Below are 12,171 nucleotides of genomic sequence, written 5' to 3'. Positions count from 1 at the left end.
TGAGACTTTTTCAGTGCCCTCAGAATTGCGGGTCTTTTTTATTTCTTACTTTCTTTAGGCCTATCCGTCGGATCGTTCGGCATATCGTTAAGTTGATCGACCTGTGGGTCTACCCCAGCCTCTGCATCACCATGATCCTTATCGTTTACATCTCGAATTACTTCTCCATTGACCCCTAGTTTAACTTTTTTCTTCTTCTCCATTTCTGTTCCGACTACGCGATTTTCGTTCTTTGTTGCCATGTCTTTTTAGTTTATTATTGTATAATTATTCTATTTATATCCGCTAATACCACATCGAGATCAGATTTTCTAAATATTCAAGACTGCTGTTTAACTTTCAACATCAGCCAGAAAAGCGATATCAACCAGAGTTTCAAGACTTAATTGGGAGCCAGTCCTTAACAAAGGACATTTCAAGCATATTTATGTTAGATCTCTCTGTTCAAATGAACTTATATAATAGAGGAACAGCCTTCAACTTTATAAAGTTCTTTACAATTCTAATTTTTCAACAACAAAACAGGCACAATCCTCTTTCCAATAACAATAGATAAATTAAATTCGAAACACTTTCAATTTGAACGTTGTTCTTCAGCTAAGCGTATGCGACTGCATACTACGATTAAATAATAAAGTGAATATGAAAAATTTAACAAAATTAATTGCCGTTGGACTAGTTTGTCTTGCCGCCTTCGGATGTAACAGCGCTAAGACCGATGATGAGAAATCAAAAGAGTTGATGCGGGACTCCGTACCAAATGATACTACAACGATACAATATCGTGACACTACTTCTCCACAATCTAGAGGAGAAATCCCACCGACCCCTCAACCGGATACATCGACGACAAGATAAAAACGAATAAGAATCTTTTACTGTCATTCCACTCACATTTGGATAACCGTCTATTTTCATTTTATCGGAAGTGCACGTAATGGATTCATTACAGAGAGCTAGATCAATTCAATATTTTCTAGCTCTCCTATTTAAATTTATTTGAAAGTCAGATTGATTTTTGAAAATCCCAGACCCTGCAGAAGTGGCTTAAAAACCGTATTGGCATTCGCTTTGGTTTGCTGAAGAATGTCTGATTTTTTAACATCATCTGCAACCGCCTTTTCTGCGGCTTTATATGCCTCATCTACAAGTTCCGCTTCTCTTAAAAAAGCCATCTTGGTATCATATACCTTCGAGGCTTCATGGTCGATCTTAATATAGCAAATTTCTGGAGCCGGTAACTTTATAGCGACTGAATCTCCAATAACTTCAATATCTTCCGGAGTAAGCTTCGTCAGATTTACACAACCTACAGCATCCGCTTTGACAATTAATAATACACTTGCGTCAGGTAAAAATGTATTGACATTCTTATGTTCTACCACATCACTATAACGATATTTTACCAATTCTAATTTCCCCATAGCCTCAATACGATCCACTAATAACTGATGCTTACTTTCCACCAACGGACCACTATTATATTTATTGTAGACAAACCAAGCGCCCACCGCCAAAATGGCTGCGGCGATTAAAAATTTTAAAAATTTTCCCATAAATTATACTATACAAATTAAAGACCAAGTTGCCTTTTTATCTATTTAACCTCGAAATATTACCTCAATACTATCATAAACTTCGCCAACTTGGTTAAAACAAAAACTATATATTTTGATAGACAATTGTTTAATTAAAAAGTTTAAAAAACATTTGGAAAATATCAGGTATAATACTACTTTTGTGACATCAAAATCACGGTAGGTATAGCTCAGTTGGTTAGAGCACTAGATTGTGGTTCTAGGGGTCGTCGGTTCGAGCCCGATTACTTACCCAAAAAGCGGATCAATTTAAATTGATCCGCTTTTTTTATTTCAAGTAGTATTATCAATAATTTTTCTTTCGCCTTCTAGCGCCACATAAAACCACCTATACGGAAAAAACGTAGCAACTTGTTGATCATGGTTAAAGCAGGCTTTTTAACTCTCCATTTTAATCCATCAATTCCTGTAGGAGCTGCATTGAAATCCTTTACTGTTGCCTGCCCTGTTTTCATATGTATCGGTGCCTCATCTCTTCGGTGCTTCTCCACAACCAAGATACTGTCATAATAGTGAAGCGAGCTTACCGAACGTGTAAATCCATTTACTTTCAACCCACGTTGTTCCGAATGATAAGCGTTGATATAATCGATGAAATTCTTACTATATTCAATAAAAGTTCCATTCCTTTTGTGCCCCCCTCCGTAAAACACTTGATAAGATGTGTGCAGATCTTCACAGAGATATACACCGGTGTCTTTTACATGATCAAAGAGTTCTTCAAAAGTCACAATCTGCTGTTTCATAGTATGGCCGCCATCATCGATTAAAATATCGATCGGTGGAATAGATTCTTTCACCTGACGAAGGAATTTTCGGTCGGACTGTGAGCCAATAAATATCTCCACATTCTCTTCTTCGAGTTCTTTACAGTGTGGGTTGATGTCAATACCGTATATTTTCGCGCGATCACCAAAGTAGTTTTTCCACATCTGAAGGCTTCCACCCTGAAAAACCCCCACTTCTAAAACGACGATATCTTTGCCCTTGAAACGACTAAAATGTCTGTCGTATACATCGAAATAATGCATCCATTTATTAATCAATTTTGCATCATTATTTCGGAAATAACTTTCTAACTCGTTCATTTATTTTTGGTCTATTTTGATTCGTCCTTTATTTTTATGTGCTGAATTTATAGAAATATAACGAGAAAAACAATGATATATTTTTTGTTTTTAGCACACCGATTTGGATGATATGACTCTTAAACAATGCCACATTTATTTCTTTGGCTTTAGCACTCAAATGAAAACGAATTCTATCGAAACAATTGAGGAAATGGAACACTTATCCTATAAAAAAATTCAAATTTTATTTTTCCTATGATATTCTTCAAATACTCTTGCTACCTTTGTCATTCAAATTAAATAAATATGCCAAAAGAGACAAAAGAAGGGCTTTATCAGGGAATTATAGAGAAAGATGACAATGGAAACTATTTTTGTGGCCCCTACTTACTGGATTATCAGACCGTAGAGACTTACTATAAATTGGGAGACCGTGTTAGCCTTAAAACCATCATTAAAAACACGAGTCGCAAAAGTATGGAGACTTACCCGCAGAAGTCGGTTAAATTTTCTTTTGCTTCTACGGAACATGAAAATGATTAATATTAATTCTGAAAAGGGGATCATTCGATGATCACTTTTCAGAATACCTTCCGACTAAGAAAGGCTGTCAAAGCGATCCTGGAGGTATGAGTTAAGGTAGGAATCAAAACCATCGAAGAACTTTGTAGAGATCCTTTAATTGTTATTTTTATGAGTTCTGTTGGTTGAGAAGATTTTAGCAAATAGAGCGTTTTAAAAATTACATATAAGCCAGTCAAATGTTGACTGGCTTATATGTAATCTGCGGGAACTGCTAGTTCATTCTATACACTTTAAGCTGTTTTTGGAGTTTTTTACGTACCATATGAATTCTAGTCTTAACTGTACCTTCTGGCATATCAAAATAAGATGCGATTTCATGATATTTATAACCGTCCAAAAACAGACGAAAAATTTCATAATTTTCTGAAGTTAAACTCGTCATCGCTTTTTCGATATCTTCAGCCATGAATTTATTGATTCCTTTATTATGTTCAGTAGTATTTGTACTTTCTAAAACCACGTACTGATCTTGAATTTCAGTAATTCGTTTTGCTTTTCGATACTTATTGATGTACGTATGTTTCATAATGACATATAACCAGCTCATCAATTTTGGATGTTGCACAAATTCATCTATTGACTTCAATGCTCTTATCCAAGTCTCTTGTATCAAATCTTCCTTTTCATCCGGATCAGCTGTAAATTTGGCAGCAAAATGATTAAGCAAACTTCTTTTTTCGTTAATGAGTACGTTTAAATTGTAATTGTTCATAACTTATCCTCTTTCTTTATTCAACTGATTGTTTATATTCAACTGATTGTTTAAAATGGTTTTACAAGAATAGGGTAACAAGAAGAGTGCTACACTTTAAACCCTTTTTAGCTTTAAAAAGAAATAACATTGGTCCGAGTAGAAATACGTTTTCCAACTCTTCGAAGCCTAATTCGCAAGCTTTAGCAGATTTATTACCTATAATTTAAGTGGCTATCAAAAAAAGAGCAATATTAAAAAAAGATAATAAGGTATTTATTTACTGTTGAAATGTTAGAAATACGTTGAGACTGTATCTTAACGATTCATTTTTAACAGCATAATGTACGCTCCGTATCGTAAACTGAACACTTAAATGATTTAAAATAATTTATCAAAACAAACTATACGTATGCGAATGATGTTCTACTGGAAAACAAATCAAAAATTATGGGAAATTTATTGTACATCATCGCTGTCATTTTAGTTATCATTTGGGCAATCAGCTTTTTTGGAGGCTATGCTACAGGAAATATCATCCACGTACTATTGGTTATTGCTATAATTGTTGTACTACTTCGTGTTATTCGTGGTGCCGCCTAGCGTAATAGCATAAAGCTGAAGAGTTAGAAAGCCGAACATGTCCTCGTTCGGCTTTTTTAACAACTGCGAATCAGTAATAACGATGCTTTATCTCAAAAACTGCTTTTTTTTGACAACATGTTGGCGTTTATATCCCATTTAAATTAAAATTAAATTGTCGGCAAACATTTCGTCTCACAGTTTTGTTCCAACTAAGATACAACGTTCTAAGGCACCGATCAATTTCAATAATCTTAAAACAAAAACTTATCAACTATGATACAAAATTCAGAAATCATGATACATGCCGCCCGATTAGGCAATATCGAAGTTCTACGTGAATTGATCTATCAGGATACTGATGTCAATACTCGGGATAGCAAAGGCTATACAGCATTGATAATTGCCTGTTATAATAATAAGCTTGCCGCTGCCCAATTATTATTGGAAGCTGGTGCCGATGTGAATGCTCAAGATAATGGAGGCAATACAGCGCTCATGGGAGTAGCTTTTAAAGGTTATTACGATATCGCTAAATTACTAATCACTTATGGTGCAAATCTAAATTTACAGCATGGAAACGGTGGCACTGCTCTGATGTTTGCAGCCATGTTTGGACGAAATGAAGTTCTTGAACTTTTGCTTCACCACGGTGCAAATACAAGTTTGCTTGACATGCGTGGACTATCGGTACTTGACTTAGCCGCGCAACAAGGCAACGATACCGGTTTAGCTCTTTTACAAAATGAAACTATCTCAAAATAAATAGCCCGCATATGCGGGCTATTTATTTTAAGACTATGCTGGAACCTTACCTTTTTTCTCCCGCTCCCAAAATCTGTGCTTTGCAATTGCCTTAATAAACTTATCAGCCAAAGACTTCGAATCGCTTTCAATGATTATTCCTTCATCCAAGGTAGAGCTAACGTCAAATTCTGGTCCCTTATTGAAAAAATAAGTGGCATCCAAAACCAGACGAGCCTCCGTATCTGCTGCGATAGCTTTACAGTGCTTAAAAGCTTCATTTAGGAAATGAACCGCATCCGCATTTGATTGTAATTTGTTCACGCTGTCTTTCCCTCCAGGTAAGTATATGGCGTCATACAGTACGGATGCTGCCGTCAAGAAACTTTCCTCCACTTGAATCGGCTTATTATCTGAGCCTATAATTTGCCCTAACTTTGGTGAGATAATATGAATGATGCCTCCTTCTGATCGAATAGCATCTGTCACAACTTTTAGCGAACTTGCGTCTACACCATCAGCAGCTAGTACGGCAATTTTTCGGCTTATAATCGTACTCTTAACAGTATCTTCCATACTTAATGCAGCCGATCTTTTTAATTTCACCTTAACTTCAATAGGCTCATAGTCGGAAGGATTTGCATCTGCTGGGAGACTTTTATTGATTGGCTTTTCGAGCTTCTCCTGCACCTGCAACCCCAGAGCGGTTGCTACTTGGCCTGCCAGGCTTTTATCAACCAACGATAATATACCAATCATTCGCTGTCTTACTGCAACGGATTTTACCTTGCCTAATTCGAAACTGAATGCATCGATAATGTGGTTTCTTTCTGGCTCAGATTGACTATTGTAAAATAATCGTGCCTGACTAAAATGGTCTCGGAAACTGTCACTTCTCGCACGAACTTTTCGCGCATCAATACGCTCTTGATAGCTTTTAAATCCTCCTGCTTCTTCTGATACTTGCAGCGGATAATTATCCCCCAACGAATTTGGTCCATAGCTTGTCTTCCCACGATCTATTCGTTGGCGCATAAATCCATCACGTTGGTTATTGTGGGAAGGACTAATGGGTCTATTTATCGGAATTTCGTGAAAATTGGGACCTCCTAAACGAATCAGTTGGGTATCGGTATAGGAGAATAGGCGCCCCTGCAACAGCGGATCATTCGTAAAATCGATTCCAGGTACAATGTTTCCGATATGGAAGGCAACCTGCTCTGTTTCAGCAAAGAAATTATCTGGATTTCGATTCAATGTCATTTTACCTATAGGCAGTACCGGTACAAGTTCCTCCGGAACAATTTTTGTCGAATCCAATAGGTCAAATTCGTATTTAAATTCATCCGCTTCAGGGATGACCTGTACGCCAAGTTCCCATTCTGGAAACGCACCGCTTTCAATCGCTTCCCAAAGATCCCTTCGATGGAAATCGGGGTCTTTACCAGAAATATTTTGTGCTTCATCCCATGCAACGGAATGAACTCCAAGCATTGGTTTCCAATGAAATTTAATAAAATTTGATTCTCCACGGGCGTTGATAAATCGAAAAGTATGCACCCCAAACCCCTCCATCATACGATAGCTGCGTGGTATGGCACGATCACTCATTAGCCACATGATCATATGTGCCGACTCGGGCATCAACGAAATAAAGTCCCAAAACGTATCGTGGGCCGATGCAGCCTGTGGAATTTCATTATCAGGTTCGGGTTTGACCGCATGGACAAGATCTGGGAATTTCATAGCATCCTGAATAAAGAAGACAGGCATATTGTTACCAACTAAATCGAAATTACCCTCTTCAGTATAAAATTTGACTGCAAAACCACGTACATCGCGCGCCAGATCTGTTGAACCCCTTGAACCAGCAACAGTCGAGAAACGAACGAACACTGGCGTTTCTATTTCGGTATTATTCAAAAAACCTGCTTTTGTTAACGCACTCAAAGGCTTATATAATTTAAAAACACCATGTGCGCCAGACCCTCGAGCATGTACAACACGCTCCGGAATGCGTTCGTGATCGAAATGGGTGATCTTTTCCCGTAGAATAAAATCCTCTAAGAGCGTTGCACCTCGATCACCTGCACGTAACGAATTTTGATCATCATTGATTTTGACCCCCTGATCCGTTGTCATCTCTTGACCTGTAGCATCTGCGGTATGAGGCCGTAGTGCGCTGACTTTTTTATTTTCAACTGCCTCAACCTTTGCCGTTTTCGATTCTTTTTTTTTCATTATAGTCGATTTATGGGTTTACACATTTTTAATTGAATTAAGACCTGGGAAGGCAAAGACTGACTCCTCATGCTATCCTAGTTAAAAATATTCGATATTCCTTTTAGGAACTCTTCCAATCCATTAATCGTTTGTTTTAATTATAAAAGTTATTCCTAGGGTTTCGGTTACAAAACGACGACACAACTCATAATGATATACACTAATTACTAAAAAGTCTAAAGTAATTGTATAAATGCACATCGAGAGTCGGACGATAAGGGGATTATTGAAATTGTCGTCATTAGCTTTCAAAGCTTATACAAAAAGTTGTACCCACATTGAGTTCACTTTCAACAGTAACTTTTGCGTTGAGTCGGTCAGCTATTCGCTTAACAATGGATAAGCCAATACCCGAACCTTCAAAACCTTGCGAATTGGGCAGACGTTTAAATATGTCAAATATATTGCTATCGTCACGAATATCCATGCCTATCCCATTGTCCTTGATGTAATAGTGAACCGAATTACCCTTTTTTATGCTATAAACTTCAACTACCGGTTGATCCTTTTTGCTACTATATTTTATGGCGTTGCCAATCAGGTTTAAAAATAGCTGATACAGCAGTGTTCTTTCGCCTATAATCGGCCAAGTTTCACCTAGTATAAATTCTAGATTTTCACTATCAAACTGCTGCTTGCTACTATCTAGAATATTCAGAATTTTATTTCGCGGATCGATCAGTTCGGTCTTAAAAGTTACATAATTAGACTGCGTAAGCTGATAAACTTTATCCATCATTTCTGTGATCAGTCCTGTGGCATCCATGATATTTTTTGCCATCTTACGTAGCATGTCTTTAGAAAGATCATCTTTTATTAACATCATCTGAGCGGCAAGCTTTATCGAGGAAAGTGGATTTTTAAGGTCATGCGTTAATGTATAGCCAAATGTATCTAAGGCGTTGTTGGATCTGATAAGTTCCTTGTTAAGTTGCGCAATCTCCCCGCCCCGTTGTGCGATAGCTTGTTGGGCTATTTGTGCCACCTTCTCCATAAAAGAAAGCTCAGTCTTTCTCCAATTAACAGACTTGCCTTTCATCGTTTCACGCCAAGCTTCAAACGATTTTCTTGGCGAGGGAAATTCAACTTTCCTTTCGGGATCATAAAGGTATATTTTTTCGGGCTTTCCTGCCCAAACGTCGTCATATATATGTTCCTTACGGAATAAATAGATGTAATATTTATTGCCAGGAAGAATATTTATTCTTAAAACGCCAGGCAAAAACACGCCGTGTTCTGACTCTACTTGATCATAAACAAAATTTGACGTAGAAAAGAGTTCGGTTCGTTCTTGGCTTTCTATGTACTTATCTATTGTACGTTGCTGCCCTTCATCCGGCACCGTTCCCCAGCTTTTAGCAGTATGATCGTTCTTGATCATTAATCCATCGGCTGCTACAATTTCCAAAATCTGGGGGGCAAAACGTTCAAGCACAACTCCAATATCACTATTTACTAACAGTTCGGATTTAAGATCTCGTTCCATAACACCCATGATGGTTTGTGCGACCAAATTTTCCTTTTGATGTTCTGAAAGATAATAATTTACTGCATATCGCGTTAAAAAGGCACATAAGTGTCGTTGGGAAAGATCGACATTCTTGGGAAGCCTGTTTTGACAAGCTACAATTCCCCAAAGTTTTCCATCGATAACGATAGAGAAGCTAGCACTGGCGCGCGCGCCCGAGTTCCTGAGATACTGCAAATGCACCGGCGATAAGGCTCTGACGCTGGAATGCGTGAGGTCTATCTCCCCCGCCCCCAGTCCATGAATAGGAATAACAGGGGCATCGATATCCGCAACATGTCGCGCAAGAAATTTGGTATAAAGTGCTCTAGCCTGTGTAGGAATATCAAATTCCGGGTAACGATATCCCATTAGCGAGCTCATTCCTTTGTTAATAGACTCCGCAATTACTTGTCCACTATGGTCTTCTTCAAAACGATATACCATGACACGATCAAAACCAATGATCTGGCGGATCAATACTGTCAAAGATTGCCAAGCATTGCCATTTTGTTCCTCAAGGTATTTAGCATAATAGAATAAACGCGGCGCTTTTAGGCGGTTCTCATTGCAAATCTCTAATTCAACATATGTTTTCTCGTCGTAGCGGTAAATGCTCAAATAGTAATCATTATCCTTCATACGGATACGCTCAACGAAACGAGAGAATACCTGCTCAGTGATCTGTCTCTCAATCTCTTCGATATTCCATTCGTTCGCTGCAGAAAAAAAAGGCAACAACTCCTTAATCGAACGTCCAAGAATTTCGTTTAAAGGAATATTCAGCACATGAGATAGATTTTCACTTACTGCAATGCATCCGATCTTATCGAAAACACAAAGGAAACCGAAAAATTGGATTTTACCACATAAGTGGATTTCTTCATCATGACACTCCAATTGAGGCATATCTTACTAGTTTTAATATTTTAACTTACTATTAATAGGAAATTCTCGAAAAAGATAATTGCCATACAATATAAAATCTAGCATACCTCTTCAAACATGTCATATCTCAGGCTAATATATAAAAAATAACTACGAATAATTGATTAGACAACCGTCAAACTTTTTTTAGCAATTACAGGTAAATATTACCACACCTACTTAAGCGAGAAAAAGCTAGGTTGGAAAGAACCTAGCTTTTAAACTTTCTTCATGGCTGGACAAGCCGTCTTGAATAGTAAACAATAGTATTACGTACTTTGTTTGAAATTTGTGATCATCTTTGTATCCACCTTTATCTTTTCAAATAAGTACTGTAATCTTTAAAATAAGCTATTGAGAACTATAAACATAGCCGGACCACGGTGATAACGGATAGGATGTAATTACCGGCTTATCCGTACCAACAATAAGCTCAGCTTGTGTTTCGTGAGTATCAAATATCATTCGCCATTTGAAATCTTCCGGTAAATTTACGTGCTGTACATGGTCGGAAAAGTTCATGATTACAACGATAGATTTTTCCTTTTTTTTCACCTGAAGCAGAAGTACTTTTTTATCTTCGATGCATTTGACCTTCAACTCATCCCGCTGCACATCTTTCAGCAGGGAGTTTGTTTTCCGCAACGCTATTAACGATTTGTAATACAATAAACGTTGTCGATAGGGATCGCTATTGAGCTCGTCCCAATCCAATATAGCCTCTCTAAATATACTTTCACTCTGAGGATCTGGGACATCAGAATTCGTAATAAAATCTTCAAACTCTTTCTTCCGGCCTTCCCTAACTAGTTGCACGAGCTCAGGATCACTATGGCTTATAAAATATGGGAAAGGCTTTTCTGTCCCCCATTCTTCACCCATAAATAGTAAGGGAAGATAGGGAGACATAAACACAGCAAAGGCCATGAGGCGCGCTATTTCGCTAGAATAAATCTTCACTGCGCGGTCCCCTAGCATTCTATTACCGATCTGATCGTGGTTTTGGCAAAAAACTATGAAGCGATTCCCATCAAGACCAAAACTGTCTGTTCCGAAGAACTTTTCCCGGTGGGAAGAGTAATTACCGTCAAAAACATAGGCTTTCTCATAGGCTTTTGCCAGATCATTCAATCCATTAAATTCTTCATAATATCCCTTTTTTGGTTCGCCCACCGACACTCTTAAGGCATGATGGAACTCATCTAACCACTGCGCATCCATATCATAGCCATTTTTTGTCAATGGATCCAGAAATCGCCTATCATTGAGATCGCACTCAATGAATAAAAAGCGATTCTTACCCGAATTGATGATAATCTGGTCCGTTTCCTTGCGAATTTCCTGAAGTATGTGAACTGCTCCGAAATCTTTAATCGCATGCACCGCATCTAGTCGAAGAGCATCAATATGAAAGTCTTCAAACCACATACGGACGTTATTGAGCACTAGATCCCGCTGCCCATGACAGAAACGATCATCATAATTAAGAGCATCGCCCCATGGCGTATGGTATTTGTTGGTGAAATATGGCCCATAATTCGAAAAATAATTTCCTTCAGGTCCGATATGGTTATACACCACATCCAAAATTACAGCTATATTAACTGCATGGAAGGCATTCACAAGCCGCTGAAATTCTGAAGCTCCACCATAGGAATGCTGTACTGCAAATGGGAAAACGCCATCATACCCCCAGTTCCTCCCTCCTGGAAACTGTGCGACTGGCATAATCTCTATCGCAGTGATCCCCAAATCCTTCAAATGCGGAATTTTTTTTATGACACCATCAAAATCGCGAGATGAGGTGAATGTTCCGACGTGAATCTCATAGATCACGAATTCGGAATTTTTAGGAGGCTTATAGCTCTGATCAGTCCAATTAAATCGGAGATCTATTGCCTCTGATGGTCCATGCACACCTTCGGGCTGGGAAAGGGAAGCCGGGTCTGGAAATTCATTTCCGTCCACACTGATTTTATACCGATCCCCAGGAGTTATTAATGTACTCTCAGCATACCAATAGCCATATTTTAGTGGCCTTAGAGGTATTTCTAAATTATTATCACACAATCGGCAAATCACAATTTTTGCTATTGGTGCCCATACGCTAATTTGACAGGTTTCGCCTTCAAAACGAATGCCCACATGCTTAATTCCGGTCTTGCTCATACGCTCTGCAGTCTA

10 protein-coding genes and 1 tRNA gene are annotated in these 12,171 nt (G+C 38.2%); 4 read left to right on the top strand and 7 right to left on the bottom strand.

All coding sequences use genetic code 11. The features are described 5' to 3' along the window. Positions 1-38: 38 nt before the first annotated feature. Complete coding sequence (locus B3E00_RS01070; protein ID WP_293936378.1) at positions 39-242, bottom strand: hypothetical protein; 204 nt, start codon at positions 240-242, stop codon at positions 39-41. Positions 243-995: 753 nt separating this feature from the next. Next, positions 996-1,556 (bottom strand): DUF4230 domain-containing protein, encoded by a 561-nt coding sequence (locus tag B3E00_RS01065; RefSeq protein WP_209581946.1) that lies wholly within the window; start codon positions 1,554-1,556, stop codon positions 996-998. Positions 1,557-1,757: 201 nt separating this feature from the next. Between B3E00_RS01065 and B3E00_RS01060 the strand changes: the two genes are divergently transcribed. Further along, positions 1,758-1,831, top strand: a tRNA-His gene (locus tag B3E00_RS01060). A 75-nt stretch (positions 1,832-1,906) separates the two neighbouring features. Here B3E00_RS01060 and B3E00_RS01055 read toward each other — a convergent pair. Continuing rightward, positions 1,907-2,686: a class I SAM-dependent methyltransferase gene (locus B3E00_RS01055; protein ID WP_209581949.1), complete on the bottom strand. Its 780-nt coding sequence runs from the start codon at positions 2,684-2,686 to the stop codon at positions 1,907-1,909. Between the two features lie 288 nt (positions 2,687-2,974). On the opposite strand from B3E00_RS01055, the gene B3E00_RS01050 reads away from it, so the two are divergent. Next, positions 2,975-3,211, top strand: coding sequence for a hypothetical protein (locus B3E00_RS01050; RefSeq protein WP_209581952.1), 237 nt, complete (start codon positions 2,975-2,977; stop codon positions 3,209-3,211). A gap of 253 nt (positions 3,212-3,464) precedes the next feature. Here the strand turns inward: B3E00_RS01050 and B3E00_RS01045 are convergent, their stop codons facing one another. Continuing rightward, a complete protein-coding gene (locus tag B3E00_RS01045; protein WP_209581955.1) occupies positions 3,465-3,965 on the bottom strand; it encodes an RNA polymerase sigma factor in 501 nt (166 codons plus the stop codon). Positions 3,966-4,394: 429 nt separating this feature from the next. Between B3E00_RS01045 and B3E00_RS01040 the strand changes: the two genes are divergently transcribed. Both B3E00_RS01040 and B3E00_RS01035 read left to right on the top strand, forming a co-directional pair. After that, positions 4,395-4,547 (top strand): lmo0937 family membrane protein, encoded by a 153-nt coding sequence (locus B3E00_RS01040; protein ID WP_115048587.1) that lies wholly within the window; start codon positions 4,395-4,397, stop codon positions 4,545-4,547. A 255-nt stretch (positions 4,548-4,802) separates the two neighbouring features. After that, the gene (locus B3E00_RS01035; protein ID WP_293887370.1) at positions 4,803-5,291 is read left to right on the top strand and encodes an ankyrin repeat domain-containing protein; all 489 of its coding nucleotides are present in this window, start codon (positions 4,803-4,805) and stop codon (positions 5,289-5,291) included. Between the two features lie 33 nt (positions 5,292-5,324). Here the strand turns inward: B3E00_RS01035 and B3E00_RS01030 are convergent, their stop codons facing one another. From B3E00_RS01030 to treZ, 3 genes are all read right to left on the bottom strand, one after another. Continuing rightward, positions 5,325-7,511 carry a catalase gene (locus B3E00_RS01030; RefSeq protein ID WP_293936374.1) on the bottom strand — a complete coding sequence of 729 codons (2,187 nt, stop codon included), beginning with the start codon at positions 7,509-7,511 and terminating at the stop codon, positions 5,325-5,327. A 283-nt stretch (positions 7,512-7,794) separates the two neighbouring features. Continuing rightward, positions 7,795-9,969, bottom strand: coding sequence for an ATP-binding protein (locus B3E00_RS01025; RefSeq protein ID WP_293936372.1), 2,175 nt, complete (start codon positions 9,967-9,969; stop codon positions 7,795-7,797). 369 nt (positions 9,970-10,338) lie between these two features. Beyond that, positions 10,339-12,156 carry a malto-oligosyltrehalose trehalohydrolase gene (treZ, locus tag B3E00_RS01020; RefSeq protein ID WP_293936369.1) on the bottom strand — a complete coding sequence of 606 codons (1,818 nt, stop codon included), beginning with the start codon at positions 12,154-12,156 and terminating at the stop codon, positions 10,339-10,341. Positions 12,157-12,171: the final 15 nt, after the last annotated feature.

It is taken from the genome of Sphingobacterium sp. UBA5996 (genome assembly GCF_002429765.1).
Classification (GTDB): Bacteria; Bacteroidota; Bacteroidia; order Sphingobacteriales; family Sphingobacteriaceae; genus Sphingobacterium.
This window is presented reverse-complemented; position numbering and strand designations above follow the sequence as displayed.

Bases quoted from the DNA above. Each gene is read 5' to 3' on its own strand.
- B3E00_RS01055 (WP_209581949.1), bottom strand. From the start codon at position 2,686: ATGAACGAGTTAGAAAGTTATTTCCGAAATAATGATGCAAAATTGATT.
- B3E00_RS01040 (WP_115048587.1), top strand. From the start codon at position 4,395: ATGGGAAATTTATTGTACATCATCGCTGTCATTTTAGTTATCATTTGG.
- B3E00_RS01050 (WP_209581952.1), top strand. From the start codon at position 2,975: ATGCCAAAAGAGACAAAAGAAGGGCTTTATCAGGGAATTATAGAGAAA.
- B3E00_RS01035 (WP_293887370.1), top strand. From the start codon at position 4,803: ATGATACAAAATTCAGAAATCATGATACATGCCGCCCGATTAGGCAAT.
- B3E00_RS01065 (WP_209581946.1), bottom strand. From the start codon at position 1,556: ATGGGAAAATTTTTAAAATTTTTAATCGCCGCAGCCATTTTGGCGGTG.
- B3E00_RS01045 (WP_209581955.1), bottom strand. From the start codon at position 3,965: ATGAACAATTACAATTTAAACGTACTCATTAACGAAAAAAGAAGTTTG.
- treZ (WP_293936369.1), bottom strand. From the start codon at position 12,156: ATGAGCAAGACCGGAATTAAGCATGTGGGCATTCGTTTTGAAGGCGAA.
- B3E00_RS01070 (WP_293936378.1), bottom strand. From the start codon at position 242: ATGGCAACAAAGAACGAAAATCGCGTAGTCGGAACAGAAATGGAGAAG.
- B3E00_RS01025 (WP_293936372.1), bottom strand. From the start codon at position 9,969: ATGCCTCAATTGGAGTGTCATGATGAAGAAATCCACTTATGTGGTAAA.
- B3E00_RS01030 (WP_293936374.1), bottom strand. From the start codon at position 7,511: ATGAAAAAAAAAGAATCGAAAACGGCAAAGGTTGAGGCAGTTGAAAAT.